The sequence below is a fragment of the Streptomyces sp. cg40 genome (genome assembly GCF_050320165.1).
Lineage (GTDB): Bacteria > Actinomycetota > Actinomycetes > Streptomycetales > Streptomycetaceae > Streptomyces > Streptomyces hokutonensis.
The window spans coordinates 1,064,760-1,090,633 of sequence record NZ_CP190128.1; the positions used below are offsets into that span (position 1 = coordinate 1,064,760).

At 71.1% G+C, this 25,874-nt stretch carries 22 protein-coding genes and 1 pseudogene; 7 read left to right on the plus strand and 16 right to left on the minus strand.

Going from position 1 to position 25,874, the window contains the following annotated elements:
* The first annotated feature begins 28 nt into the window (after positions 1 to 28).
* A complete protein-coding gene (rho, locus tag ACQHII_RS04695; protein ID WP_427918006.1) occupies positions 29 to 1,168 on the plus strand; it encodes a transcription termination factor Rho in 1,140 nt (379 codons plus the stop codon).
* Between the two features lie 179 nt (positions 1,169 to 1,347).
* Positions 1,348 to 2,094 (plus strand): annotated as a pseudogene (locus ACQHII_RS04700) (D-alanyl-D-alanine carboxypeptidase family protein); the annotation flags it as partial.
* 59 nt (positions 2,095 to 2,153) lie between these two features.
* On the opposite strand, the gene ACQHII_RS04705 reads toward ACQHII_RS04700, so the two are convergent.
* The 12 genes from ACQHII_RS04705 to ACQHII_RS04760 form a co-directional block, all read right to left on the minus strand.
* Positions 2,154 to 3,533 carry a glycosyltransferase 87 family protein gene (locus tag ACQHII_RS04705; protein WP_427918007.1) on the minus strand — a complete coding sequence of 460 codons (1,380 nt, stop codon included), beginning with the start codon at positions 3,531 to 3,533 and terminating at the stop codon, positions 2,154 to 2,156.
* On the minus strand, positions 3,530 to 4,924 hold the full coding sequence (mptB, locus tag ACQHII_RS04710) for a polyprenol phosphomannose-dependent alpha 1,6 mannosyltransferase MptB (protein WP_427918008.1): 1,395 nt from the start codon (positions 4,922 to 4,924) through the stop codon (positions 3,530 to 3,532). The genes ACQHII_RS04705 and mptB overlap by 4 nt, the downstream gene beginning before the upstream one ends.
* A 124-nt stretch (positions 4,925 to 5,048) precedes the next feature.
* Complete coding sequence (locus ACQHII_RS04715; RefSeq protein WP_427918009.1) at positions 5,049 to 5,981, minus strand: glutaminase; 933 nt, start codon at positions 5,979 to 5,981, stop codon at positions 5,049 to 5,051.
* A 35-nt stretch (positions 5,982 to 6,016) separates the two neighbouring features.
* Complete coding sequence (aspA, locus tag ACQHII_RS04720; RefSeq protein ID WP_427918010.1) at positions 6,017 to 7,417, minus strand: aspartate ammonia-lyase; 1,401 nt, start codon at positions 7,415 to 7,417, stop codon at positions 6,017 to 6,019.
* A 126-nt stretch (positions 7,418 to 7,543) separates the two neighbouring features.
* Positions 7,544 to 8,563, minus strand: coding sequence for an asparaginase (locus ACQHII_RS04725; RefSeq protein ID WP_427918011.1), 1,020 nt, complete (start codon positions 8,561 to 8,563; stop codon positions 7,544 to 7,546).
* A 31-nt stretch (positions 8,564 to 8,594) separates the two neighbouring features.
* Positions 8,595 to 10,079: an amino acid permease gene (locus tag ACQHII_RS04730; RefSeq protein WP_427918012.1), complete on the minus strand. Its 1,485-nt coding sequence runs from the start codon at positions 10,077 to 10,079 to the stop codon at positions 8,595 to 8,597.
* The gene (locus tag ACQHII_RS04735; protein ID WP_019068931.1) at positions 10,076 to 10,753 is read right to left on the minus strand and encodes a FadR/GntR family transcriptional regulator; all 678 of its coding nucleotides are present in this window, start codon (positions 10,751 to 10,753) and stop codon (positions 10,076 to 10,078) included. The genes ACQHII_RS04730 and ACQHII_RS04735 overlap by 4 nt, the downstream gene beginning before the upstream one ends.
* Before the next feature lie 172 nt (positions 10,754 to 10,925).
* Positions 10,926 to 11,762 (minus strand): undecaprenyl-diphosphate phosphatase, encoded by an 837-nt coding sequence (locus ACQHII_RS04740; protein ID WP_427918013.1) that lies wholly within the window; start codon positions 11,760 to 11,762, stop codon positions 10,926 to 10,928.
* An 88-nt stretch (positions 11,763 to 11,850) separates the two neighbouring features.
* On the minus strand, positions 11,851 to 12,225 hold the full coding sequence (crcB, locus tag ACQHII_RS04745; protein WP_200708777.1) for a fluoride efflux transporter CrcB: 375 nt from the start codon (positions 12,223 to 12,225) through the stop codon (positions 11,851 to 11,853).
* On the minus strand, positions 12,222 to 12,602 hold the full coding sequence (locus ACQHII_RS04750; RefSeq protein ID WP_427918014.1) for a DUF190 domain-containing protein: 381 nt from the start codon (positions 12,600 to 12,602) through the stop codon (positions 12,222 to 12,224). The genes crcB (ACQHII_RS04745) and ACQHII_RS04750 overlap by 4 nt, the downstream gene beginning before the upstream one ends.
* The gene (gene crcB / locus ACQHII_RS04755) at positions 12,599 to 13,060 is read right to left on the minus strand and encodes a fluoride efflux transporter CrcB (RefSeq protein WP_200708779.1); all 462 of its coding nucleotides are present in this window, start codon (positions 13,058 to 13,060) and stop codon (positions 12,599 to 12,601) included. The genes ACQHII_RS04750 and crcB (ACQHII_RS04755) overlap by 4 nt, the downstream gene beginning before the upstream one ends.
* A 164-nt stretch (positions 13,061 to 13,224) precedes the next feature.
* Positions 13,225 to 14,187, minus strand: a complete 963-nt coding sequence (locus ACQHII_RS04760; RefSeq protein ID WP_427918015.1) for an SMP-30/gluconolactonase/LRE family protein — start codon at positions 14,185 to 14,187, stop codon at positions 13,225 to 13,227.
* 179 nt (positions 14,188 to 14,366) lie between these two features.
* On the opposite strand from ACQHII_RS04760, the gene ACQHII_RS04765 reads away from it, so the two are divergent.
* A complete protein-coding gene (locus tag ACQHII_RS04765; protein WP_427918016.1) occupies positions 14,367 to 15,197 on the plus strand; it encodes a ribonuclease BN in 831 nt (276 codons plus the stop codon).
* Between the two features lie 21 nt (positions 15,198 to 15,218).
* On the opposite strand, the gene ACQHII_RS04770 is transcribed toward ACQHII_RS04765, so the two are convergent.
* Complete coding sequence (locus tag ACQHII_RS04770; RefSeq protein WP_427918017.1) at positions 15,219 to 15,500, minus strand: ArsR family transcriptional regulator; 282 nt, start codon at positions 15,498 to 15,500, stop codon at positions 15,219 to 15,221.
* Between the two features lie 482 nt (positions 15,501 to 15,982).
* The gene (locus tag ACQHII_RS04775; RefSeq protein ID WP_427918018.1) at positions 15,983 to 18,004 is read right to left on the minus strand and encodes a beta-galactosidase; all 2,022 of its coding nucleotides are present in this window, start codon (positions 18,002 to 18,004) and stop codon (positions 15,983 to 15,985) included.
* Positions 18,005 to 18,181: 177 nt separating this feature from the next.
* Between ACQHII_RS04775 and ACQHII_RS04780 the strand changes: the two genes are divergently transcribed.
* Positions 18,182 to 19,213 (plus strand): LacI family DNA-binding transcriptional regulator, encoded by a 1,032-nt coding sequence (locus tag ACQHII_RS04780; protein ID WP_427918019.1) that lies wholly within the window; start codon positions 18,182 to 18,184, stop codon positions 19,211 to 19,213.
* Positions 19,214 to 19,252: 39 nt separating this feature from the next.
* On the opposite strand, the gene ACQHII_RS04785 is transcribed toward ACQHII_RS04780, so the two are convergent.
* Complete coding sequence (locus ACQHII_RS04785) at positions 19,253 to 20,545, minus strand: hypothetical protein (protein WP_427918020.1); 1,293 nt, start codon at positions 20,543 to 20,545, stop codon at positions 19,253 to 19,255.
* Positions 20,546 to 20,890: 345 nt separating this feature from the next.
* The gene (locus tag ACQHII_RS04790; RefSeq protein ID WP_427918021.1) at positions 20,891 to 22,471 is read right to left on the minus strand and encodes a nitrilase-related carbon-nitrogen hydrolase; all 1,581 of its coding nucleotides are present in this window, start codon (positions 22,469 to 22,471) and stop codon (positions 20,891 to 20,893) included.
* 236 nt (positions 22,472 to 22,707) lie between these two features.
* Between ACQHII_RS04790 and ACQHII_RS04795 the strand changes: the two genes are divergently transcribed.
* The 3 genes from ACQHII_RS04795 to ACQHII_RS04805 all read left to right on the plus strand — a co-directional run bounded on the left by ACQHII_RS04795 (position 22,708) and on the right by ACQHII_RS04805 (position 25,676).
* Positions 22,708 to 23,919: a sensor histidine kinase gene (locus tag ACQHII_RS04795; protein ID WP_427918022.1), complete on the plus strand. Its 1,212-nt coding sequence runs from the start codon at positions 22,708 to 22,710 to the stop codon at positions 23,917 to 23,919.
* Positions 23,916 to 24,602: a response regulator gene (locus tag ACQHII_RS04800; RefSeq protein ID WP_427918023.1), complete on the plus strand. Its 687-nt coding sequence runs from the start codon at positions 23,916 to 23,918 to the stop codon at positions 24,600 to 24,602. The genes ACQHII_RS04795 and ACQHII_RS04800 overlap by 4 nt, the downstream gene beginning before the upstream one ends.
* 75 nt (positions 24,603 to 24,677) lie before the next feature.
* Positions 24,678 to 25,676 (plus strand): NAD-dependent epimerase/dehydratase family protein, encoded by a 999-nt coding sequence (locus ACQHII_RS04805; protein ID WP_427918024.1) that lies wholly within the window; start codon positions 24,678 to 24,680, stop codon positions 25,674 to 25,676.
* Positions 25,677 to 25,874: the final 198 nt, after the last annotated feature.

Genomic DNA, 25,874 nt, shown 5'->3' on the forward strand with positions numbered 1-25,874 from the left:
GCAACCGTCCTTGAAAGGACCACCCATCATGACCACCACACTCGAACCCCCCGTACAGGAACAGCCCCGCACCCAGACCGCGACCGGTGTCCTCGACATCGACGGCAGCGGGAAGGGGCACCTGCGGGCGCTGAACTGCCAGCCCTCGCCCACCGACCTCCAGGTCTCCCCCGCGCTGATCCGCCGTCACGGCCTGCGCAAGGGCGACCTCGTGGAAGGCGTCCGCGGCGGGCAGCGCGCCCTGACCGAGGTCGCGTTCGTCAACGGGCGGACGCCCGACGAGCTGCGCGGCCGACGCCACTTCCGCGACCTCACCCCGCTGCACCCGCGTGAGCGGCTGCACCTCGAACACCCGGCGGCCGGCCTCACCGGACGCGTCGCCGACCTGATCTCCCCCGTCGGCAAGGGCCAGCGCGGGCTGATCGTGGCCCCGCCCAAGACCGGCAAGACCGTCCTGCTCCAGCAGATCGCGGCAGCCGTCGCCGGCAACCACCCCGAGGCCCGCCTCATGGTGGTCCTGCTCGACGAACGCCCCGAGGAGGTCACCGACATGCGGCGCTCCGTGCGCGGCGAGGTCTACGCCTCCACCTTCGACAAGGCCCCCAAGCAGCACATCGCGCTGGCCGAGCTCGTGATCGAACGGGCCAAGCGGCTCGTCGAGGCGGGCGAGGACGTAGTGATCCTGCTCGACTCCCTGACCCGTCTGTGCCGGGCGCACAACAACGCGGCGGCCTCCGGCGGCCGTACCCTCAGCGGCGGTGTCGACGCGACCGCCCTGATCGGCCCGAAGAAGTTCTTCGGCGCCGCACGCCTCGCCGAGGAGGGCGGCTCGCTCACCATCCTCGCGACGGCCCTGGTGGAGACCGGCTCCCGTGCCGACGACTTCTACTTCGAGGAGCTCAAGAGCACCGGCAACATGGAGCTCCGCCTCAGCCGCGAGCTGGCCTCCCGCCGGGTGTTCCCGGCCGTCGAGATCAACCCGTCCGGCACCCGCCGCGAGGAACTCCTGCTCACTCCCGCCGAGTTGACGGCGGTACGGGGCCTGCGCAGGGCCCTCCAGACGAGGGACGGTCAGGGCAGCACGGAGACTCTGCTGGAGCGCATGCGAGAGACCCCGGACAACGCAACGTTCCTACGCCGCATCCAGCCCACGCTGCCGTCGAACTGACCTGCGCCGTCGTCTTCCAGGGGCGCGGGGAACTGCGCGACCAGCCCCCACCGGGCCCGCAGACGAACCACTAGCGCATCCGGGTACTGACTCACCTCAATCGGCCCGGCCAACGCCCCCTTCGGCCCCTCCGTTCCTACGTTTGCGGTATGACAATCGGATTCTCATCCCGGATCGCCATGTCAGCCTGCGCCCTGTGCCTGACGAGCGTCCTCGCGTTCACCCCCACCGCGGCGACAGCCGACACCGGGCCGGATCCCAGCACCCAGGTCCACACCCACCCGGGCGCCCCCCAACTCCCGGACGTCTCCGCCCTGTCCTGGCTGGTCGCGGACGCCGACACCGGCGACATCCTCGCCGCCCACGACGCCCACCGCAGACTCCCACCCGCCAGCACCCTGAAGACCCTCTTCGCCCTGACCGTCCTGCCCACCCTGCCCGGAGGGCTCCGGCACCGCGTCACCGAGCAGGACCTGGCCGGCATCGGCGAGGGCAGCAGCCTGGTCGGGGTCGAGGCGGGCCACACGTACCGCGTCGCCGACCTGTGGCGCGGGGTCTTCCTCAACTCCGGGAACGACGCCGTGCACGTCCTGGCCGCCCTCGACGGCGGCTGGGACGCCACGGCCGCCCGGATGCAGGCCAAGGCGCGCTCGCTGGGCGCGCTCGACACGCATGTCATCTCGCCGGACGGCTACGACACCGACGGCCAGGTGTCCTCCGCCTTCGACCTCGCGGTGTTCGGCCGGGCAGGACTGCGCAACGCGGACTTCGCGCGGTACTGCTCCACCGCCGAGGCCGAGTTCCCGGGTGACGGATCGTCGTACGCGATCCAGAACACCAACCGGCTGCTGACCGGCAACGACGGTGTCGAGCCATATCCGGGGCTCATCGGTGTGAAGAACGGCTACACCACCCACGCGGGCAACACGCTGGTCGCGGCGGCGCGTCGGGGCGGGCGGTCGCTCGTCGTCACGGTGATGAACCCTCAGGCGGGCGGCGGCTTCACTGTGTACGAGGAGGCGCGCGAGCTGCTCGACTGGGGTTTCGCGGCGGCCGGGCGGGTCGATCCGGTGGGTTCGCTGGACGCGTTGCGGACGAGCCCGAGGCCGGGTCCCGCCGCCGTGCCGGTGGCCGCCGCGGTCGCCGCTGACGACGACGGTCCGGGGTGGGCGGAGACGGCCGCGGTCGCGGGAGCCGCCGTGCTCGGCGCGGGCGCGGTGGTACTGGCGTTGCGGTTGAAGGGCCGACGGCTTCCCGGGGCCTGACCGGTCGGCAGCCACAGCAGCAGGCCGAGCGTGACCCAGGTGTACGTGTTGCTGCCGAGGAAGCCGTCGATGCCCGAGGAGTCGTCGAACCACAGCCATACGACACTCGTGCACATCACCGCGTACAGGGCGCCCGCGATCCGCGCGTGCCCGGCGCGGACCAGCACGGCGAAGGACGGCAGCAGCCACACGAGATGGTGCACCCAGGTGATCGGGCTGATCAGACACGCGGTCAGCCCGGTCAGCGCGAAGGCGGCCGTCCAGTCCCCCGCGACGACCGCACGCCGTACCCGCACCGCCCATACGCACAGCACGAGCAGGACGGCCGCCGCCCACAGCGGGCGGCCGGTCTCGCCGAGGCGGGCCAGGACGCCTTGCAGGGACTGGTTGGAGACGTAGTCGAGGCGGCCCACCCGGGTGGTGTCCCACATGGCCTGGGTCCAGTAGAACTTCGAGGCGCTCGGGACCACCAGGGCCGCGAGTCCGGTCGCCGCGAGCGCCACGGCCGTCGCCACCGCGGCGGCCTTCCAGCGTCTGGCCACCAGCAGCAGGCCGATGAAGAGCGCCGGCGTGAGCTTGATGGCCGCCGCGAGGCCGATGCCGACGCCCGCCCAGCGGCCCCGGCCGGTGGAGAGCAGCCAGCCGTCGCCGAGGACGAGGGCCAGCAGCAGGAGGTTGACCTGCCCGAAGCTGAAGGTGTCGCGCAGCGGCTCGAACAGCGCAAGCCCGCAGGCCACCAGCGCCCACCCGAACCAGCCGTAGCGCCGCCATCCTGGACCGGCCAGGATGCGCAGCACCACGGCGAGGGCCAGCAGGTTGAGGACCAGTGCGGCGGCGATCGCGCCGCCGAGCCCGAGGTAGCCCATCGGGGCCATGCTGACGGCGGCGAACGGCGGGTAGGTGAAGCCGTAGGTCGTGCCGGGCACGTGGTAGTCGTAGATCCGGCCGCCGTGGTGGAGCCAGGTGTGGACGGTGCCGTAGTAGACGCGCAGGTCGAACCAGTCGCGCAGCAGTGGGACGGTCGCGGTGAAGACGGTCACGGTGGTGGCGAGGGCCAGCACCAGGAGGACTCGGCCGCGGTCGGTGGTGGGTGTTCTCATGCCGTACGTCCCAGGGCCGGGGCCTGTGCCGCCTGTTGGGCCTGCCACAGGACGACGATCGCGAGGACACCGCCGGAGACGGCCAGCACGAGTTGTCCGATGTCGGCGGGCCCGCCGCTGGGCAGGACGGCGAGCGCGAGGACGCCGGTCACGGCGGCCACCCGGTGCCGTACGGACGTGCTGGGCGCGGCGGCGGCGATGAGGAAGAGACCCCACAGGGCGTACCAGGGGCGGATCGCCGGGCCGAAGGCGGCCACCACCGCGAGGCTCAGGCCGAGCGCGTAGACCGGGCTGGGCCGCAGGCGGAACCATATGGCGAGGATGGCCGCGCCGGTGACCGCGAGCCCGAGGGCGTGCCAGGCCGGGATCGCGAAGGGTGCCAGACCGCTGCCGAGGTGTTCCAGCAGGGCGCCGGTGGCGCGGCCGAGAAGGCTGGTGAGGGCCCAGTTGTGCGCCGAGACGGGTGTGTCGAGGGCGCCGATCCAGCCGTAGCCCGTGCCCGCGACGGCCGTGGCGGCGACCGTGGTGACCGCGGACGCGACGAGGGTCGTCGTGACGGCCTTGGCCGGGCTGCGGCCCGCGCGGATCTGGAGCAGCACGACCGCGGCGAGCCCCAGCGCGGCGGGCGCCTTGACGAGAGCGGCGAGCGTGACGAGCACGACGCCCAGGATCGGCCACCGGCCACGCGCGGCGACCAGTCCTATGCCGAGCAGTCCGAGCATGATCGCGTCGTTGTGCGCGCCCGCGACCAGGTGGAGCAGCACCAGCGGGTTGAGCGCGCCCAGCCAGAGCGCGGCGGCCGGGTCCGCGCCGCACTGCCGGGCGAGCCGGGGCAGGGCGGCGGCCATCAGACCCACCCCGAGCAGGGCGACGAGCCGCATCCCGAAAAGCCCGGCGGGGAGTTGCCCCCGGGTCAGCCCGGACAGGCCGGAGGCCAGGGCGAGGAACACCGGGCCGTACGGCGCCCCGGTGTGCTGCCACAGGGGGGCGACCTCGTCGGCGAGGGGACCGCCGAGCGCGGCGGGGCCGTGCGCGTAGACGTCCATGTGGGCGTCGACCATGGCGCCCTGCGCGAGATAGCTGTACACGTCCCGGCTGAACAGCGGCGGCGCGAGCAGCAGCGGGGCCGCCCATACCGCGAGCACCAGCAGCAGGGAGCGCGGGCTCGGCGGTTCGGCGCTGCGGATCAGCCTGCCGAGCAGCAGCCAGGCCGCTATCAGCAGGACGACACCGAAGTAGACCCCGACCAGCCCCAGCGCGGCCTGTGCGGAGGCCGGGGAGAAGAGATCGGCGGACGGCAGCGCTCCGGCCGTCTCACCGCCCAGCGCGAGGACGGCGGTACCGGCCAGACCGAGTACCTGGCAGCGGCGGAGATCGACGGGAAAAGCCATGGCCAACACTCGTTCAGCGTGTCAACGCCGGATGGCGGGAAAGCGACGCCCCGCTCTCCGCACGGCGGACTGCGCGTGACCTCCGTGTGATCGGGCCCGGATACCTGTCGGTTCGCCCTGTCCGTCAGAACACCGACACCCCGGTGAGTGTGGTGAAGCGGTCCAGCGCGGCGACGCCCGCCACCGAGTTCCCGCGCTCGTCAAGTCCCGGACTCCACACGGCGATGGTGCAACGACCGGGCACTACGGCGATGATCCCACCGCCCACTCCGCTCTTGCCGGGCAGCCCCACCCGGTAGGCGAACTCGCCCGCCGCGTCGTACGTCCCGCAGGTCAGCATCACCGCGTTGACCTGCTTGGCCTGGGTGAGGGTGAGCAGCCGGGTGCCGTCGGCGCGGCTGCCGTGCCGGGCCAGGAAACCGGCCGCGAGGGCGAGGTCGGCGCAGGACGCCTCGATGGAGCACTGCCGGAAGTACTGGTCCAGGAGGACGGGCACGTCGTTGTCGATGTTCCCGTAGGACTTCATGAAGTGGGCGAGGGCCGCGTTGCGGTCGCCGTGCGCGGACTCGGAGGCGGCGACCTCCTTGTCGAAGTCGAGGCTCGCGTTGCCGCTCTCCGCGCGCAGGAAGGCCAGCAGCTCGCCCGCCGCGTCGCCGGTACGGGTCTGGAGGCGGTCAGTGACGACGAGCGCGCCGGCGTTGATGAACGGGTTGCGAGGGATGCCGTTCTCGTACTCCAGCTGGACAAGGGAGTTGAAGGGGTTGCCGGAGGGCTCGCGGCCCACGTGTTCCCAGAGTTCGTCGCCCTCGCGGGCCAGGTCGAGGGCGAGGGTGAAGGCCTTGGTGATGGACTGCGTGGAGAACGGCTGCCGCCAGTCCCCCACGCCGTAGACCGTGCCGTCCAGTTCCGCGACGGCCATGCCGAAGCTGCGCGGGTCGCAGGCGGCGAGCGCCGGGATGTAGTCGGCGGGCCGGCCGCGGCCGGGGGTCCGCTCGATCTCGCCGGCGATGCGCTCCAGGACCGGCTGGAAGGTCATCGAGGGGGACATGATCACCATTGTGCCTCCGGGCCGGTCCTGGTGCGCGTCCGCCGTCAGCCGGCCACGGGACCGCTGCCGGCCAGGACCTCGGGCCGCAGCAGACCGGCGAGCGTCTCGGCGGGCAACAGGCCCTTCTCCAGGACGAGTTCGGCCACGCCCCGGCCGGAGGCGAGGGCTTCCTTGGCGATGTCGGTGGCGGCCGTGTACCCGATGTGCGGGTTGAGCGCGGTCACCAGGCCGATGGAGTTCTCCACGCTCGCGCGCAGCGCCTCGGTGTTGGCGGTGATGCCGTCCACGCACCGCTCGGCCAGCGTGAGGCACGCGGCCCGCAGATGCGTGATGCTCTCCGACAGCGAGTGCAGGATGATCGGCTCGAACGCGTTGAGCTGGAGCTGTCCTGCCTCGGCGGCCATCGTGATGGTGACGTCGTTGCCGATCACCTCGAAGGCGACCTGGTTGACGACCTCGGGGATCACCGGGTTGACCTTGCCGGGCATGATGCTCGAACCGGCCTGCACGGGCGGCAGGTTGATCTCCCCGAGCCCCGCACGCGGCCCCGAGGACAGCAGCCGCAGATCGTTGCAGCTCTTGGAGAGCTTGACCGCGACCCGCTTCAGCGCACCCGACATCTGCACGAACGCCCCGCAGTCCTGCGTGGCCTCGACCAGGTTGGCTGCCGTCACGAGCGGCAGCCCCGTGATCTCCGAGAGATGCCGTCGAGCCGACTCCGCATACCCGGCCGGCGCATTGAGTCCGGTCCCGATGGCCGTGGCCCCCAGGTTGATCTCATGTATCAACTGGACAGCCTCGTCAAGACGTTGACGATCCTCGTCAATCATGACCGCATACGCGGAGAACTCTTGACCGAGCGTCATCGGTACCGCGTCCTGCAACTGTGTACGGCCCATCTTGAGCACGTCACGGAACTCGACGGCCTTACGGGCGAACGCGTCCTGCAGTACAGACATTGACGCGATCAATCCATGTACGGCAAAGACGGTCGCTATCTTGACCGCGGTCGGATACACGTCATTGGTCGACTGGCCAAGGTTGACGTCCTCATTGGGGTGCAGGTACTGGTACTCGCCCTTGCCGTGCCCCAGCAACTCCAACGCCCGGTTCGCGACCACCTCGTTGGCGTTCATGTTGGTCGAGGTACCGGCCCCACCCTGCACCACGTCCACGACGAACTGGTCGTGCAGCTTCCCGTCCCGGATCTCCCGGCACGCGGCGACAATGGCGGCCGCCTTCTCCGCCGACAACAGCCCCAACTCCTCATTGGCGAGTGCGGCGGCTTCCTTGACGGCGGCAAGAGCGTTGATCAAGTGCGGGTAAGTCGAGATGGGGGTGCCGGTGATGGCGAAGTTCTCGGTGGCCCGCAGGGTGTGAACACCCCAATAGGCATCGGCGGGAACATCACGGTCTCCGAGCAAGTCATGTTCACTGCGGTTCATGAGGGTGCAGATCCTCTTTCATTGGGATGAGTGCAGTCTTTTAGGGGCGCGGGGCAGTATCGATATGCGGCTCTGCCGCGTGGGCGCGACCAGCCACAACGGACCCGCAGCTCCCCGACAACCGCTCTAGGCACACGCAGACAACGGCGACACCGGGTCCAAAGCCCGCACCGGCCGAACACATCCCACCGGCTCCCCACCCCCAAGCAACGACTCCCCCGCGAACTCGGCAAGCAGGGAGCCCGTAACCCCGGCCCGTGCAAGCCCGGCGGCAGCCACCGGCACCCGCGCCCGATCGGCCCCATCCGCGATCTTCACGGCAACGGCCCGCCCATCGGGCAACGCGGCCACCTCAACACCCTCGAACCCGTCCTTGGCCAACAGCCCGGGAACCGCCCGCATCAACGCGGCCACATCCCGCCCGGCCCCGGACGCCAGCTCCGGAAACTCCCGCATCGCATCCGCGACCCGAGCCTCGGGCGTACCGGGCGCGGCGGTAGTAATCCGCGAAACGGCCCGAGCAAGCCCGTGCAACGAGATGGAGAACAGCGGAGCCCCGCACCCGTCCACACTCACCCGGGCGATCCGCTGCCCGGTGAGATCCTCGACGATCTCCGCGATCGCCTGCTGAAGCGGATGCGCGGGGTCGAGATAGTCGTCGAGGGACCAGCCGTTGAGCTTCGACACGTACAGCATGGCCGCGTGCTTCCCGGAACAGTTCTGGGCGAGCCGGGACGGCGACCGTCCCTCGCGCACCCAGGCGTCGCGGACGTCGGGGCCGTAGGGCAGATCGGGGACGTTGCGCAGGTCGTCCTCGGTCAGCCCGGCGAGTTCGAGGATGCGCCGGGTCCCGGCGAGGTGGCGTTCCTCGCCGGAGTGGCTGGCGGCGGCGAGCGAGAGCAGCTCGCCGTCGAGCGGGAGTCCCGCCCGCACCATGGCGACGGCCTGGACGGGCTTGATCGCCGAGCGCGGGTAGAACGCGGCCTCGATGTCGCCGATCTGGAGCTGGACCTGGCCGTCGGTGTCGAGGACGACGACGGAGCCGTAGTGGATGCCCTCGATCATTCCGCCGCGTATGAGGTGGGCGACGGGTGCGTGGAGGGGTTCACGGATGAGGGGTGGGTCCGCGAGGGGACTGCTGTACATCACTGCCTGTCAGGTCAGGACGGCGTGGGTCTCACGCGTCGGGTGCGGTGGTGGACGTGTGCGCGACGCGGCGGCGGACGGCGAACCATCCGGCGACCAGCGCGGCGGCGATCAGCGGGAGGCACAGGACGGTGGTGCGTCCGGCGCCGCCGTCGGCGTACATGAGGACCAGGACGGAGGCGAGGAAAGCCAGCGTCACGAGTTCGGTCCAGGGGGAACCCGGCAACCGGTAGCCGGGCCGCGTCAGTTCGCCCTTCTCCGTCTTCCGCCAGAAGAGGAGGTGACAGAGCATGATCATGCCCCAGGTGGCGAGGATGCCGATCGCGGCGAAGTTGAGGACGATCTCGAACGCGTCCGCCGGGACCACGTAGTTGAGGCCGACGCCGAGGACGCAGATGCCGCTGGTGAGCAGGATGCCGCCGTAGGGGACCTGGCTGCGGCTCATCACCGAGGTGAACTTCGGGGCCGAGCCGGACATGGCCATGGAGCGGAGGATGCGGCCGGTGGAGTACAGGCCGGAGTTGAGCGAGGACATGGCCGCGGTGAGGACGACGAGGTTCATGACGCCGCCGGCCGCCGGGATGCCGATGTTGGAGAGCACGGTCACGAAGGGGCTCTGGCCGGCGCTGTACTTGTTCCAGGGCAGCAGCATCGAGAGCAGGAGCACCGAGCCGACGTAGAAGAGGCCGACGCGCCACATGATCGAGTTGATCGCCTTCGGCATGATCTTCTCGGGGTTCTCGGTCTCGCCCGCGGCGACGCCGACCAGCTCGACGGAGGCGTAGGCGAAGACGACGCCCTGGATGATCAGGAGCATGGGCAGCAGGCCGTTGGGGAAGATGCCGCCGTTGTCGGTGATCAGGGACGGGCCGGGGGTGGTGCCGTCGACCTGGTGCTGGGTGGCCAGCAGGAAGATGCCGATCAGCATGAAGACGACGAGCGCGCTGACCTTGATGATCGCGAACCAGAACTCGAGCTCGCCGAAGAGCCGTACAGAGATCAAGTTGACCGTCAACACGACCGCTAGGGCGATCAATGCGATCAACCATTGAGGGATGTCGGAGAACATGCCCCAGTAGTGGGTGTACACGGCCACGGCGGTGATGTCGGCGATGCCGGTGGTGGCCCAGTTCAGGAAGTACATCCAGCCCGCTACGTAGGCGCCCTTCTCGCCGAGGAACTCCCGGGCGTACGACACGAAGGCGCCGGACGAGGGCCGGTAGAGGACGAGTTCGCCGAGGGCGCGGACGACGAGGAAGGCGAAGAGTCCGCAGACCGCGTACGCGATGAAGAGGGAGGGGCCGGCGTCGGCGAGGCGGCCGCCGGCGCCGAGGAAGAGGCCGGTGCCGATCGCGCCGCCGATGGCGATCATGTTGACGTGCCGGGACTTCAGGGACTTGCTGTAGCCGGCGTCTCCGGCGTCGACATGGCCGGATCGTTTCTGCACGCCGTCGCGGACGGGCCGCTCTCCGTCGCGCAGGGGCTGCTCGCTGTCGTGCAGGGACTGCTCGCTCACGCCTCGGGTCCGCCTTCCGTGGGGGTGTCCGTGCGCGCGGGGCGCACAATGTCGGTGAGGGTCGTCTCGACCCGGTCGAGGTGGTGGGACATGGCCTCGACGGCGTCCGGCTCGCTGCCGTCGATCAGCGCCTCGACGATGGCGCGGTGCTCGCGGTTGGACTGCTCGCGCCGGCCGCCGAGCTCGTTGAGGAACGCGGACTGGCGGGCCAGCGCGTCACGGATCTCCTCGATCACCCGGCGGAACACCGGGTTCTGGGCGGCCTCCGCCACCGCGAGGTGGAAGAGGGTGTCCATCGCGACCCACGCGGTGGTGTCCGTCTCCCGTTCCATGCGGTCCAGGAGGTGGGCCAGGTGGTCCAGGTTCTCCGGGGTGCGGCGCAGTGCCGCGTACCCGGCGACCGGGATCTCGACATGGCGGCGCACTTCCAGCAGGTCGCTGGCCGCGTAGTCGCCGAAGGTGGGGTCCTCCACGGCGTTGGCGACCACGAAGGTGCCCTTGCCGGTCTTGGAGACGGTCAGTCCCATGGTCTGCAGGGCCCGCAGGGCCTCGCGGAGCACGGGTCGGCTGATCTCCAGGGTGCGGCACAGCTCGGCCTCGGAGGGCAGCTTGTCGCCGATGGCGTAGTCGCCGCGCTCGATGGCGCCGCGGAGGTGGACGAGCACCGCTTCCATGGCGCTGACGCGCCGCGGTCCGACTCCACCTGTCTGGCTGTCTGACAGGTTCACGGACGTGATCCTGCGGGTGACGGGACAGTGCTGTCAAGCGGTCGGAAAAGAAAAATACAGAGGGCGTGCAGCCTGAAAATCCGGCTTCACGCCCTCCGTCATGATCGTCCGTGCGGTGTCAGCTGTTGAGCACACCCGCGCCGAGCAGCCCGAACAGCAGGACGCCGATGATGATCCGGTAGATCACGAAGGCGTTGAAGGAGTGCTTCGCGACGAACTTCAGCAGCCAGGCGATGGAGGCGTAGGCCACCACGAAGGACACGATCGTGCCGACGGCGAGCGGGGCGGCGCCGACGCCCGACCCCAGGGCGTCCTTCAGTTCGTAGATGCCGGCGCCGGTCAGGGCCGGGATGCCGAGGAAGAAGGAGAGCCGGGTGGCGGCCAGGCGGTCCAGGTCGAGGATGAGACCGGTGGACATGGTGGCGCCGGAGCGCGAGAAGCCAGGGAAGAGCAGCGCGAGGATCTGTGAACTGCCCACCAGCATCGCATCCTTGAAGGTGGTGTCGTCCTCACCGCGCTTGTGCCGGCCCATCTGGTCGGCGGCCCACATGACACCGCTGCCGACGATCAGCGAGGCGGCGACCACCCACAGCGAGCCGAGCGGCCCGTCGATGAGCGGCTTCGCGGCGAGGCCCACGATCACGATCGGGATGGTCGAGTAGATGACCCACCACGCGAACTTGTAGTCGTGGTGGTAGCGCTCCTCCTTGTTGAACAGACCTCGCCCCCAGGCGCTGACGATCCGCACGATGTCCTTGAAGAAGTACAGGAGCACGGCGGCGATGGCGCCGACCTGGATGACGGCCGAGAACCCGACGACGGAATCGTCGTCCACGGGGATGTTCATCAGCCCCTCGACGATCTTCAAGTGGCCGGTGGAGGAAACGGGCAGGAACTCGGTCACCCCCTCGACGACTCCGAGGACGGCGGCCTGACCGACGCTGATGACGCTCATGAGATCCAGTTCTTCGGGATTGGTCGACAGTGCTGTAGACAATAGCGCTGGAGGCGGTCCTGCACGGGCGCGGGATCCGCCCGATTTCTTACGCCCACAGGGCTTGCGCGATCGACACCCCGACAAATGCCGCACCGAGGCCCGCCATCACGCTGCCGACGACGTTGGCGGCGGCGTAGAGCCCCGCCCCTGTCTCGGTCAGTCGCAGTGTCTCGTACGAGAAGGTCGAGTACGTCGTCAGGGCCCCGCAAAGGCCTGTACCGACGAGGAGTTGGAGATGCGAACCGGCCGCGCCGGCGGACACCGCTCCGGTCAGGGTGCCCAGGATCAGACAGCCGGTGACGTTCACCGCGAAGGTGCCCCAGGGGAAGACGGAGTCGTGTCTTGTCTGCACCGCGCGGTCGGTGAGATAGCGGAGCGGGGCGCCGACGACGGCTCCCGCGACGACCAACAGCCAGTTCACAACGACCTCTTACCCTTCACGCCTGTTTCGTCGGGCTCGTCCGCGCGGCCCACGTACCGGATGACCTCGCAGTCGTCGAGGATCACCAGTCCCTCGGTGACGAGTTCGTCGAGCTGCGGCAGAAAGGCCCGTACGCGCTCCTCGGTGTCCACGATCACGATCGCCACCGGCAGGTCCTCGCTGAGTGACAGCAGCCGGGTGGTGTGGATCAAGGAGGAGGCGCCGAAGCCCTCGATGCCCCGGAAGACGCTGGCGCCGGCCAGTCCGGCGGTGTGCGCGCGGTGGACGATCTCCGTGTAGAGGGGCTTGTGGTGCCAGGTGTCGTTCTCGCCGATGAAGACGGTCACGCGCAGGGCGTTGCCGGTCAGCCTGGTCATCGCTGCCTCCACTTCAGGACGCGCCGGGCCGCCGTCACCGCGAGCCACACCGCCGCGAGAGCCGCGATCAGGGTCGCGGCGAGATAGGCCAGCGCGGTGCGGGGATGGCCCGCGTCGACCAGTTTCTGGATGTCGACGGCGTACGTCGAGAACGTGGTGAAGCCGCCGAGCACTCCGGTGCCGAAGAAGGGCCGGACCAGCCTGTGGGCGGCCCACACATCGGTGATGACCACCATGAACACGCCGATGACGGCGCAGCCGACCACATTGATCCAGAACGTCGTCCAGGGAAACCCGCCGCTCTGCGCGGGCCACCACAGGGAGGCCGCGTACCGTCCTGTGGCCCCGATCGCGCCGCCGAGCGCGACCACCGCGACCACGGGTCCCTGACCGCGCCAGACGGAGGGGCGCGGGGCCTGTGGCCGGGCGCGCACGCTCTCGGCCTCGGGAGCTGTCATGGCCGTACGTCTCCTACTCGTCGGGGGCCCTGGGGGCACACGCCTCTACAAGTAGGGACCGTTGGCGGCACCTCTGCCGCGGTTCGGGTACGGCGGGCCCCACCGCCGCGCCGCGAGGAGTGCTCGCGGCCGGGCATCAGGGTAACGCCGGTGACGTGCCGGGGTCACTTCGGGGCGGGCGGCTCGCACAGCGCGATCCCGCGCTCCCGCACGCTGCCCAGCACCAGGTGCCCGGCCGCCTCGCAGACGCTGGTGGCCATCCGGTAGGGCGAGCCGTGCGCGACGAGATGGTGGACGACGGCTCCGCCGTCGTCGAACGCCATGGCCCCGATCATGCCGGTGGGGCGGAAGGGCACGCGCACGGCGACCCGGGCCGCGGCCTGCCGTACGGCGGGTCGGGCCTGGTGGAGGAGTTCGAGCGGCGGGACGCGCGGGCCGGCCAGCGCCACCCAGATCGGCCCCTCCGGGCCGGCGCGCCAGAGGTTGTCGGGCATCCCGGGGAGGTCCTCGGCGAAGGACTCGCTGTGGCCCTCCTCCGGGCCGGTAAGCCAGTAGCGGGTCAGCCGGCGGGCGCCGGTCTCCGCGACGACCAGGAAGGACTCGTCGGCGCTCGCGGCGAGTCCGTTGGCGAACTGGAGTCCGTCCAGGAGGACTTCGGGGCTGTCGGCGCCGGGCGCAAGCCGCAACAGCCGTCCCGTGCCGGTGTGTTCGACGATGTCGCCGATCCACCGGTCGATCGGGTAACGGAGGCTGAAGACGGTGAAGTACGCGCTGCCGTCCGACAGCGCGACCACGTTGCTGCACCCCACCAGCGGCTCCCCCGCCACCGAGTCGGCGAGGACGCGTACGGTCCCGTCCGCCAGGTCGACGCGCAGCAGCCCGCGTTCCGAGTCGGCCACCAACAGGGCGTCGTCCGGGAGGAGTTCGAGGCCGAGCGGCCGTCCGCCGGTGTCGGCGAGCGTCTCCACCCGCACAGCCTCGGGGTCGAGCAGTCCGTCGAGACGGAGGATGCGGCCGTCCTCGACACCCGTCAGCACCCGGCCGCGGGTGTCGGCGACCACGTCCTCGGGACCCACGCCCCCGATCGCGACATAGCGGCGGGCGAGCAGTGCGCTGGGTCGGTCCACGAACACCTCCACGGTTGGGTCCGGCGCGCGTACGCTTGCTGTTCCTCCCGGTCGTCGCGGCACCCGGGCACGTCTGCCGAGCGTATTCCCGGTGACCCGGATCGCGCTGCCGACAGGCGAGAAGTGAGAAGGGGGCCTCGCATGACGTGGCCGGCCGCCCGCCACGCGGGAACACCCCGGTGAACCGCCTCCGCACCGCGTGGCAGCGCCTCGGTCTGGCCGAACTCAACCGGCGCGGACGGGAGTTGGAGCTGCTGCACCGGGCCATGGGGTTCGCGACCCTCGCACTGGTCACGCTGGCGCCGCTGCTGATCGTGGTGGCCGCCGCCGATCCGATCGGGCACGGCGGGTTCGCGCTGTGGCTGGTCGACGGCATGGACCTGTCCGGTCGCTCGGCCCGCGCGCTCACCGACGTCTTCACCCCGCCCCGCAAGGTCATCGGCACCACCAGCGCCTGGAGCGTGGCGCTGCTCGCGCTGTTCGGACTGTCCTTCGCGTCGAGTGTGCAGAGCGGCTACGAGCATGTGTGGCGCCCGGCCGGCGCGCCCTGGCACCGTATCTGGCGCCAACTCATCTGGCTGGTCATGCTGATGGGCTATCTGTACGCGCAGGTGCAGACCCGCACCGTCCTCGCGAGCACGCCCCGCGTCCTGCTCAGCATGGCGGCCGGCCTGCTGTTCTTCTGGTGGGGCCCGCACTTCCTGCTCAACCGCCAGGTCCACTGGCGGTATCTGCTGCCGGGCGCGCTCGCCACGATGGCGGGCCTGGTCGGCCTGCGCTGGTTCTCGTACCTGGTGTTCACCCCGCTCCTGGTCACCAACGCGGTCAGCTACGGCCCGGTCGGCACGGTGCTGGTGGTGGAGTCCTGGCTGGTCGGCGTGGGCTTCGTGCTCTACGGCGGCGCGCTGGTGGGCAGGCTGCTGTGCGAGCGGTTCGGGGACCCGGACGCGTCGTTCCGCACCGAACCGGAGACACCGGAGGAGGCGGACACAGGGCAGGACACGGTGTGACCCTCCGGCCCTGCGGTCCCGCTACCAGCCCTTCTCGAACATCCGGGCCACCTCGGCGATACGGACCTCGTCGCGCTTGTAGTAGGTGCGCAGCCGGATCCGCCGGGTACGCAACAGGCCCAGGGACGCGAGGAGTTCGAGGTGGTTCTCGGCCACCTGGCGGGGCACGCCCAGCTTGGCCGCCACCGCCTCCGAGCTGACCCCGGCCTCGTCGAGATACCGATGTGCCGGGAAGTGGGCGGCCGGATCTCTCAGCCACTCCAGAATGTCCAGTCGCCGCTGACTTGCCGGAGTCCTCAGCATCGCGTGCCCCTCCGTCCTGCGCGCCGCTTGCCGCGCCCTCCCACTCTCCCGCAGCACGGTCCACCCCGTCCCGGACTCGGTGCCCCTTGTCCGGGACCGACCGTTCCTGTTCGTCACGGCGGTCGCCGCTGGGGCATGGGACAACGGGCGGGACGCGCGGAGACCGTCGGTACCGAACTCCGGTTTCCGCAACCGGAGTTGGCCGAACCACACCGTCGCAGCCGCACAAGAACGCACGCGCGCCGGGCGCCGTCGAACCGCGCACCGACGGCACGTTCACCGGTAAGCAGCTCGGTGCCGGCTGCACTGAGGCGCAGCACAACGGACGGAACGCGGTAACCCGCCAGGGCACGAACTCCCGCCTCCGGAAAGGGAGTTGGCGGACTCACACGGTCGCGTCCGACAGGAACGCACGCGCACCGTTCGTCGGACGTCCCCCTCCGCCCGCGGCTCACGGCTCTCGCGGGCGGAGGGGAGCCGGCTCAGCCGTCGAGTCGTAGGACCCGCACGGCACCGGCGGGAACCGTGAGACCGCCCGCGGCCCGCTCGCCGGTCAGCAGCTCGGTGCCATCGGCGCCCAGCGGCACCTTCACGTCCGAGGCGCTGTGGTTGATCGCGAAGAGGAAACTGCCCGACTCCCCTTCCCTGCGCACGACTTCGACGTCGTACGGCAGCTCGGCGCGCGGCGCGATCCGGGCGTCCTCGGCGGCCCAGCCGAGCAGGGCGTCGAGGCCGTGCGCGTCGAGACGCGTGGACACGTACCAGGCGGTGCCCTCGCCGAGGCGGTGCCGGGTGACGGCCGGGTGGTCGGCGGCGAGGCCCTCGGCGTACGTCCACACGGTCTCGGCGCCGTGCGGGACCACGAACTCGGTCCATACGTCGCCGGTGAGTTCGGAGCCGTCGGGCCCGGTGACCCGCACCCGCTGCCCGGCCAGCAAGGGCGAGAACTCCTCGACGGTCAGGCCGAGTACGTCCCGCAGCGGGCCGGGATACGCGCCCTCGTGGACGGCGTCGTGCTCGTCGACGATGCCGGAGAAGTAGGAGACGACGAGGGTGCCGCCCTGCTCGACGTACCGCTGGAGGTTGCGGCCGGCCGCCTCCGTCGTCAGGTACAGGGCGGGTACGACGACAAGGGGATAGGCCGACAAGTCGGCTTCCGGGTGGGCGAAGTCGACCGTGAGGTGACGGTCGTAGAGGGCCTCGTAGAAGGCGTCCGCGCGCTCGCGGGCGTCGTGGTCCTGGCTGGGGCGCCACTCCAGTTTCTGCGCCCACCACGAGTGCCAGTCCCATACGACGGCCACGTCGGCCTGCGTGCGCGTGCCGCGGATCGGGCTCAACTCCGCGACGGACGCGCCGAGTTCGACGACCTCGCGCCAGACGCGGGTCTCCGTGCCGCCGTGCGGGAGCATCGCGGAGTGGAACTTCTCGGCGCCGCGCCGGGACTGGCGCCACTGGAAGAACATCGCGCCGTCCGAGCCGCGCGCCACGTGGGAGAGGGCGTTGCGGGCCATCTGGCCGGGGGCCTTGGCGGGGTTGCGGGGCTGCCAGTTGACGCCCGAGGTGGAGTGTTCGAGGAGCAGCCAGGGGGCGCCGCCCGCGACAGAGCGGGTGAGGTCGGCGGCCATCGCGAGGTTGACGTGGGTGCGGCGGCCGTCGGTGATCAGGTAGTGGTCGTTGGTGACGAGGTCGACCTCGCGGCCCCAGGCCCAGTAGTCGACGGACTCGCACTGGCTGAGGGCGGCCATGAAGTTGGTGGTGACCGGGATGCCGGGCGCGAGGCGGTGCAGGATGTCCCGTTCCGCGACGAAGTTCTCGCGCATGGTGGCGTCCGCGAAGCGTGTGTAGTCCAGCGCCTGGGCCGGGTTGACGGCGGTCGGGGTGAGGCGGGGTGGATTGATCTGGCTCAGGTCTCCGTAGCGCTGGCCCCAAAAGGCCGTGCCCCAGGCCTCGTTGACGCCGTCGACGCTTCCGTACGTCGTCGTCAGCCAGCGGCGGAAGTGGGCGGCGCAGGAGTCGCAGTAGCAGGCGGAGACGGGGACGCCGTACTCGTTGAAGACGTGCCACAGCGCGAGGGCGGGATGGGTGGCGTAGCGCTCGGCGAGCTGTGTGGTGATGTTCGCGGCGGCGGCGCGGTAGTCGGCGTTGCTGTGGCAGATCGCGCCGCGTGAGCCGAACTCGTACCGGGTGCCGTCGGCGGTGACGGGGAGTGCCTCGGGGTGGGCGCGGTAGAACCAGGCGGGCGGGGCGACCGTGGGGGTGCCGAGGTCGGCGCGGATGCCGCCTGCGTGCAGCAGGTCGAGGAGACGGTCGAGCCAGCCGAAGTCGTAGGCACCGGGTTCGGGTTCCAGCAGGGCCCAGGAGAAGATCCCGACGCTCACCATGGTGACGCCGGCCTCCCGCATCAGCCGGACGTCCTCCTGCCAGACGCTCTCCGGCCACTGCTCGGGGTTGTAGTCCCCACCGAAGGCGAGCCTGGTGAGCCCCTTGGGTGTGGTCTCCGGCATGGATCTCTCCCGTAGTCGATCATTTGGGAACGTGCACACAGCACGCTGTGCGGTGCTGCCTCAACATAACCGCACGTCCGTGACCGCTGACAAGTGTCCCTGATGTTTCTCTGCCATGAATGCTGTGAACGCTCCCATAGCAGTGCTTCAGGCTCCGGGCCCGGGAGCCGTAGAGTCGTGACCATGAGCACTACGGGGGGTCGGCGCAGGCCGCCGACGATCCATGACGTGGCACGCGAGGCGGGTGTCTCGCGGGGCACCGTGTCGCGGGTCCTCAACGGCGGGCACTATGTGAGCCCGGCCGCGCAGGAGGCCGTCAACGCGGCCATCCGCAGGACGGGTTACGTCGTGAACAGGCACGCCCGCTCGCTGATCACCGGGCGCTCGGACTCGGTCGGTTTCCTGCTGACGGAGCCGCAGGAGAAGTTCTTCGAGGATCCGAACTTCAACGTCCTGCTGCGCGGCTGCACCCAGGCGCTGGCCACGCACGACATCCCTCTGCTGCTGATGCTGGCCGGTACCGAGGACGAGCGGCGGCGCATCACGCGGTACATCACCTCGGGGCACGTCGACGGGGTGCTGCTGGTCTCCAGCCACTCCGGGAACCCGGTGGCGGAGGAGCTGAGCGAGGCGGGCGTGCCGCTGGTCGCGTGCGGCAAGCCGATCGGCCTCGGTTCCAAGATCAGTTACGTCGCCGCCGACGACCGGGACGGTGCCCGGGACATGACCAGACATCTGCTCTCGCTCGGCCGCCGCCGCGTCGGTATGGTCACCGGGCCGCTGGACACGCCGGGCGGTGTCGAGCGCCTCGCCGGGTACAAGGAGGTACTCGCCGAGGCGGGCGTCGAGGTGGACGACCGGCTCGTCGTCTCCGGCGACTACAGCCGGCTCAGCGGCGAGCGGGGCGCCGAACGGCTGCTGGCCCAGGTCCCGGACCTGGACGCCGTGTTCGTCGCCTCCGACCTGATGGCGCGGGGCGTGCTGACCACGCTGGAGCGGGCCGGGCGCAGGGTGCCGGAGGACGTGGCGGTCGGCGGCTTCGACGACTCCCCCGCCGCGCTCGCCTCCAGCCCCGAACTCACCACGATGCGGCAGCCGTTCGACCGGATCAGCGCGGAGATGGTGCGCGTGCTGCTGGCGCAGATCGGGGGCGAGGACACGGCGGCGGTGATCCTGCCGACGGAGCTGGTGAAGCGGGAGTCGACGTAGGAGGGGGCGCCCTTTCGGTACGCCCCCTCGTCGTCACCGTCAGGCGGTCGGGTTGACGATCACCTCGGCCGTGTTGTTCGCGGTGTCCGGGTCGAAGGCCGCGGGCCGGTCGGCATGCGGGTGGACGATGACGCGGCCGGTCGCGTCGGGGACGACCTGGTCGATGCGCAGGCGGAACGGGAAGCTCACGTCCGCGCCGGGCCCGGCCCAGATGGGCAGGGAGCAGGCGTAGTGGGCGATGGCCGGGTCGTCGCCCGACGTCCAGGCGCCGTGGCAGTCCGTGGGCACGGTTGTGGCGGTGGTGCCCTCGGGGACGTAGAAGTCGACCGTGGCGACCGGGTCGCCGGAGCCGGCGTTGGCGACCCAGGCAGGGCCGTCGTTGGTGAACCGGATGGCGGCGGTGACGGTGTCGCCGGCCGCGCCGCTCACCTCGGTGCCGTGCGCGGCGAAGTCGGCGGTGTTGTCGGCGTCGATGTTCCAGGCGCGGCTGTTGTCCGAGCTGTCGAGGTCGGTGACGCTGTCGACGGGCTCGATGTCGTAGTCGAACCGCTCGAAGAGCGCGTGGTCGTTGACGGTGAGCCGGAGCGGCGCGGGCAGTTCGACGGTGGCGCCGGGCGCGATGTCGGTGTCGAAGGCACAGGTCGCGTGCGTCATGGGCATGTAGGTGCCGGCGGCGTCCGGCTCGGTGTAGGTGCACTGCGGGTAGCGGGTGACGACGTCGAGGCCGTACGTCGCGTACAGCTGCACGGTGAAGCCGTGGGCGGTCTCGTTGCCGGTGTTGGTGACGGCGAACGGCACGGTGAGGTCGGTGCCGGGCGCGATGCCGGTCGTGTCCTGCTGGGCGGCTACGCCGAGGTCCGGGCCGGAGCGGACGGTGACGGGTGTCTCGTTGCCCTCCGAGGCGGTGAGCGTGCCGTCGGGTCCGCCGGTGGCCTCGGCGGAGTACTCGATCGTGCCCTGCGCCCCCACGGCGGCGCCGGCGACGGCCCGCACCTTGAGCTGCACCTGTGCGCTCCAGCGGGTGGGCACGTCCCCGGTGTCGCAGACCGCGACGGTGCCGGCACCGTTCGGCGTGCAGTTGTCGGGCCAGGCCACCTCGGCGACCCCGGCGAGCCCGGAGGCGTCGACGGTCAGATGGCCGTCCGTCACGGTGAAGTCGTCGTTGTCGTGGTACAGCCCGAGCGTCAGTGTCCGGTACTGGGCCGTGCCGTCGGCCGGGGCGACGGTGACCGACTGGTCGTACGGCGCCTGGATCCACAGCTGGTCGGTCTCGGGCTCGTCGGCGGCGAAGGCGGCCCCGCTGCCGAGACCGGTGAGGACCAGCGCCCCCACGGCTCCGGCGCACGCTCCGCGACGCAAGCGACGCCGGACGGAGACAGATCTCATGACATCCCCCATGTTGGTACGACAGAGACACCGGCAAGTGGTAAGTGCCTGGCGGGAGTTGGACGGTCCACCGATACGAAAGGTTGTAGTGGGAGGCGTGTCTATACCCTTTGGTAGAGACGCCGATCCTCCGTCGCGCCGACGATTCGCCGTGCGGCGGCCGGAATGCTCGTGGCCATGGACATCGCTTCGCTCACCGTCGTACTCAGTGTGATCGTGGTCCTCGCCGCCTCGGTCCTCGTCGTCTCCAACGAACCCCCGCTGTGGGTCTATTTGTTGAGCAGTGCGGGTTCACTCCCCCTGAGCGGTGTCCTGCTCGACACGCCCGCCGTCTCGTCCGTGCTCGTGGACGGTTCCGCCGCCGCCTGGGGTCTGCGGCTCGCCGTCGCCTCGACCGCGACGGTCGTGCTGAGCTTCTTCTCCGGCGGGGACGGTCCCTCGCTCCGGCCGGACCAGGGCGGTGAACGTGAGCGCGAGGACGCAGGCAAGGCAGAGCCAGGCGAAGGTGTCGCCGATCCGGTCGTAGACCGTGGTGACGCCGTGGACGGGCACGTACGCCACCGTGATCTGGCGTTCGGTCGTGAAGTAGTCGCCGGTGGCGAGGACATGGCCCTCGTCGTCGTAGGCGGCGGACACGCCCTCCGCGTCCTGGCGGATCAGTGAGTAGCCGCCCTCGATCGCCCGCAGGCTCGCCTTCTCGGTGTGCGCGGCTCCGTACTCCCGCCAGTCGTGGGAGGGGACGAGCATGATGTCGGCGCGGGTCCGCATCAGGGCGGGGAAGTCGGCGTCGTAGCAGATGACGTTGGCGATCCGGCCGTACGGGGTGTCGGCGACGGGCACCCGGCCGTCGCCCGGCGTGAACTTCTCGGAGCCCGGGATGGGGTGGGCCTTCTGGTAGGTCCACAGCACCTTCCCGCGCGGGTCGATGAGGAGCGCCTCGTCCTTGTCGTGGGCGGGCCCGCTCCTGCTGTAGACGCGGACGCCGATCTCCAGGTAGACGCCGGATCGGCGGGCCTGCTCCTGGGCTGCGGCGACGGCGGCCGACTCGTGCGACTCCTGGACCTTGACGGCCTCTTCGGGCCAGATCACGATCTTCGCTCCGGCGGCGGCCTCCCGCCGGGTGGCGGCCAGCAGGTCGTTCTCGACGGCGGTCATGGCGGGTTCGACCGTCGCGGCGGGGGCGGTGGCGATGTCCGGGACCCGGGCGAAGGCCGCCCGCTGGGCGTCCGTGATGCTCCGGGCGGGACTGATCCCGGCGACACGGACGGTGGGGGCAGTGGAGGGGGCGAGGGCGAGACGGGCGCCGCCGGCGAGTACGACGGTCAGCAGTACGGCCACGTAGACCAGGCCGCCCCGCCAACTGGGCCGTTCCCAGAGGCGGTTGACGGTACTGGCGAAGTAGGCGATCAGGAAACCGATCCCCCACGGGCCGGTGACGGAGACGACCTGGAGGAGCGGAAGGTCGCCGTACTGGGTGACCGCGAGCGAGCCGTAGGCCGTACCGAAAGGGGACACCACGGTGATCAGGAACTCGGTCGCGGCGACGGCGGCCGGGAAGGCGAGGGCCGCCGGGCCGGGGCGCAGCCGGCCGGTCAGCAGTCTGTCGGCCACGAACGGCAGCGTCTGCAAGGCTGCCAGCGCGACGGCTCCCGCGACCACCACCGGGCCGAAGCCGATCGCCGACTCCTGGACCCAGAAGACGGCGGCCACCGCGTGCGCCGCCCAGATCCACAGGGCACCGGACCACGCACGGCTGAGACGCGTGAAGCGCAACAGGAGCACCAGGGAGATCCAGGCGGCGGCCGGGACGTCCCACCGGCCGCCCACCGCGAACAGCGTCGTCCCGGTGCCGAGGAGGAGGGTCCACCTCACGGCCGGACGTGAACTCCCTTTCCTGCCAAGGGACTTGGTCACCACAGCCGTAGCGGGAGAAGGTCGGGGCTGTTCTGTGGAGAGGTTCGTCATGAGGAACGACGCTAGGAGTGCGGCACCCCGTGGCGCCTCCGTCCCGGCGGCGATCTCCTGCCGGACCGCGCAACCTTCGATGCGCGCCCGGCGGAGGATCCCGCCGGACTCCCGCTGCCCTAGCCTGATGAACTGAGATGGTCATGAAGACGAGGGCCCTGCCACGGGCCGCACAGCGCTGGTTCGCCGCCCGGCCGCGACTGACGGACGTCACGCTCGGCGGCGGTCTGACGCTGTTCGACATGGCCACCGTGCTCGGTCGTGGCCCCGCGCCGGGCGGCTGGGCCGTGGCCCTGTGGGGAAGCCAGACCGTCCCACTGCTGTGGCGGCGGACCCGTCCTCGTACCGTGCTGGCCGCGATGACCGTCCTCTACGTCGCCTTCCAGGTGCTCGGCCCGATCCCGGGAAAGATTCCCGGCCCGTTCCTGCTGATGCTCGGGGTGTACGCCCTAGCCCGGTACACACCGGTCACGGCGAGCGTGCCGGGGACTCTGCTGTGCCTCGCCTCCGCCCTGACCGCCGACGCGCTCAGCGGGCACTGGCAGACACCGCATCCGGGGTCGCTCGAGCCGATCAGCGCCACCACGTTCGTCTTCTTCTTCGCCCTCGCCTGGACCCTGGGACACGGCGGACGCAGGATCGGCGCCGACGCCGACCGGCTGCGCGACCTCAACCGGCGGCTGCGGGCCGAGCAGGAGCTCAACGCCCGGCAGGCGGCGGTCGCCGAGCGCGCCCGTATCGCCCGTGACCTGCACGATGTCGTCGCCCATCACGTCAGCGCCATCGCCGTACAGGCACGTGCCGCGCAGGACGTCATGGACGACGATCCACCCCTCGCGGCTCAGGGGGTGGAGCTGATCGCCGTGACCGCCGACACCGCGCTCGTCGAGATGCGGCGCCTGTTGGGGCTGCTGTCGTTCCGGGAGCGGGAACTCGCGCCCGAACCGTCCCTCGACCACCTCGACACCCTCATCGACGCCGCCCGGTCGGCGGGGTGCCGGGTGACGTACGCGCCGCGGATCCGGGCGGGGACGGCGCCGTCGGCGGGGATGCGGGTCTCGGCGTACCGGATCGTCCAGGAGGCGCTGACGAACGTGGTCAGGCACGCGGGGCCCGTGGATGTGCTGGTCAGCGTGCGTGGCGACGACAGCGGTCTGGTCATCGAGGTGCGCAACGACCCGGCCGCGCCGGGCCACCGGTCCGTCGGCGGATCGGGCCGGGGGCTCATCGGCATGCGGGAACGCGTCGCGGCCTTCGACGGTGAACTGGCGGCGGGGCCGCGCCCGGACGGCGGCTGGGGGCTGCGCGCAGTCCTGTGCGGGACGGTGCCACGACCCACGGAGGTGGCCGGATGACCGTACGCGTACTCGTCGTCGACGACCAGGAGATCGTCCGGACCGCGCTGCGGCTGGTCATCGACCGTCGTGCGGGTCTGTCGGTCGTCGGCGAGGCGGCGGACGGGGAGCAGGCCGTGGCCCGGGCGGTCGAACTCCGGCCCGACGTCGTGCTGATGGACGTCCGCATGCCCGGCACGAACGGCGTCGAGGCCACCCGGCGCATCGTCGGCGACTGGCCCGGGCCGGGCCCCGCGCCGCGGGTCGTCGTCCTCACCACGTTCGACCTGGACGAGTACGTGCACGCGGCCCTCCGCGCGGGCGCCGACGGCTTCCTGCTGAAGAACAGCCACCCCGACGACCTCGCCCGCGCCCTGCACGCGGCGGTCGGCGGGGAGCCCGTGCTCGCGCCGAGCGTCACCCGCCGGCTCATGGACGCGGTGACCGCGCTGCCCACCTCGCTCCGCGCCGACCCACCGTCACCGGACGAGCGAGAGCTGACGGAACTGCTCACCGAGCGCGAACTCCAGGTCCTCGTCCTGGTCGCGCGCGGTCTGTCCAACTCCCGGATCGCCTCGGACCTCGGGCTCAGCGAGGCGAACGTGAAGAGCCGCGTCAACCGCATCCTCACCCGCCTCGGCCTCGACAACCGGGTGCAGGCGGCCCTGATCGCGCAGCGCGCGGGCCTCACCGGAACCCCGTGAGCAGGTCTTACGGACCGGTGACACCACGGCCGTGACACTGCCGTGCGCCGGGTCCGCGGCCCTAGCGTCTGACCCATGCGAGTACTGGTCACCGGCGGTGCCGGGTTCATCGGGTCCCATGTCGTCGAGGCGTTGACCGCGCGCGGACACGAGCCGGTCGTGTTCGACCTGCGCGACGGGCCGGACGTGCGCGACGGCGAAGCGGTGGCGCTCGCGCTGCGGGGCGTGGACGCCGTGTGCCATCAGGCGGCGAAGGTCGGCCTGGGCACGGGATTCGGCGACGCGCCCGACTATGTCTCGCACAACGACCTCGGTACGGCGGTGCTGCTCGCCGCGATGGCCGACGCGGGGGTGCGTCGGCTGGTGCTCGCCGGGTCAATGGTCGTCTACGGCGAGGGCGCCTACGCCTGCGAGTGGCACGGGCCGGTGCGGCCGGGGCCCCGGGCCGTGGCAGACCTGGACGCGGGGCGCTTCGAGCCCCGATGTCCGCGCTGCGGCGAGGAGTTGACGCCGGGGCTGGTGGGTGAGGACGCGCCGGTCGACCCCCGCAATGTGTACGCGACGACCAAACTCGCCCAGGAACATCTGGCGGCGAACTGGGCCCGCGCCACGGGTGGTTCGGCCGTCTCGCTGCGCTACCACAACGTGTACGGCCCCAGGATGCCGCGCGACACCCCGTACGCCGGGGTCGCCTCCTTCTTCCGGTCGGCGCTCGCCCGTGGTGAGGCGCCCCGGGTGTTCGAGGACGGCGGGCAGCGGCGGGACTTCGTGCACGTACGGGACGTGGCGGCGGCGAACGCGGCGGCGCTGGAGGCCGAGCCTCGGGAGGGGACGCTGACCGCGTACAACACCGGCAGCGGGGACCCGCACACGGTCGGCGAGATGGCACGGACGCTGGCCGCCGCGTACGGCGGGCCCGAGCCCGTGGTCACCGGGGAGTACCGGCTCGGCGACGTCCGCCACATCACGGCGGACTCGGCACGGCTGCGGGCCGAACTGGGCTGGAAGGCGGAGGTCGCGTTCCCGGAGGGGATGCGCGAGTTCGCGGTGTCGAAGCTGCGCGGGGAGGGGTAACCGGGCGGCCGGGGGGCTCCTTCTGCGTTCGCGGCCCGGGCGGCCGCCCCTCGGCCCGGCCCGGCGGCTGCTTCTCGGCCCGGCCTGGCGGCTGCTTCTCGGCCTGGCCCGGCGGCTGTCCCTCAGTCCGATCCGACGCCTGCTCCCGACCCGACCTGGCGCTGCCCCTCGGCCCGACCAGGCTCCAGCCCCCGGCCC

What these genes read in the sequence shown, in the direction of transcription:
- ACQHII_RS04770 (WP_427918017.1), bottom strand. Translation starts at nt 15,500, where the DNA reads ATGCTGAGGACTCCGGCAAGTCAGCGGCGACTGGACATTCTGGAGTGG.
- ACQHII_RS04735 (WP_019068931.1), bottom strand. Translation starts at nt 10,753, where the DNA reads ATGGAAGCGGTGCTCGTCCACCTCCGCGGCGCCATCGAGCGCGGCGAC.
- crcB (WP_200708779.1), bottom strand. Translation starts at nt 13,060, where the DNA reads ATGACAGCTCCCGAGGCCGAGAGCGTGCGCGCCCGGCCACAGGCCCCG.
- ACQHII_RS04775 (WP_427918018.1), bottom strand. Translation starts at nt 18,004, where the DNA reads ATGCCGGAGACCACACCCAAGGGGCTCACCAGGCTCGCCTTCGGTGGG.
- ACQHII_RS04795 (WP_427918022.1), top strand. Translation starts at nt 22,708, where the DNA reads ATGAAGACGAGGGCCCTGCCACGGGCCGCACAGCGCTGGTTCGCCGCC.
- ACQHII_RS04805 (WP_427918024.1), top strand. Translation starts at nt 24,678, where the DNA reads ATGCGAGTACTGGTCACCGGCGGTGCCGGGTTCATCGGGTCCCATGTC.
- rho (WP_427918006.1), top strand. Translation starts at nt 29, where the DNA reads ATGACCACCACACTCGAACCCCCCGTACAGGAACAGCCCCGCACCCAG.
- mptB (WP_427918008.1), bottom strand. Translation starts at nt 4,924, where the DNA reads ATGGCTTTTCCCGTCGATCTCCGCCGCTGCCAGGTACTCGGTCTGGCC.
- ACQHII_RS04740 (WP_427918013.1), bottom strand. Translation starts at nt 11,762, where the DNA reads ATGAGCGTCATCAGCGTCGGTCAGGCCGCCGTCCTCGGAGTCGTCGAG.
- ACQHII_RS04725 (WP_427918011.1), bottom strand. Translation starts at nt 8,563, where the DNA reads ATGTACAGCAGTCCCCTCGCGGACCCACCCCTCATCCGTGAACCCCTC.
- ACQHII_RS04705 (WP_427918007.1), bottom strand. Translation starts at nt 3,533, where the DNA reads ATGAGAACACCCACCACCGACCGCGGCCGAGTCCTCCTGGTGCTGGCC.
- ACQHII_RS04750 (WP_427918014.1), bottom strand. Translation starts at nt 12,602, where the DNA reads ATGACCAGGCTGACCGGCAACGCCCTGCGCGTGACCGTCTTCATCGGC.
- aspA (WP_427918010.1), bottom strand. Translation starts at nt 7,417, where the DNA reads ATGAACCGCAGTGAACATGACTTGCTCGGAGACCGTGATGTTCCCGCC.
- ACQHII_RS04800 (WP_427918023.1), top strand. Translation starts at nt 23,916, where the DNA reads ATGACCGTACGCGTACTCGTCGTCGACGACCAGGAGATCGTCCGGACC.
- ACQHII_RS04715 (WP_427918009.1), bottom strand. Translation starts at nt 5,981, where the DNA reads ATGGTGATCATGTCCCCCTCGATGACCTTCCAGCCGGTCCTGGAGCGC.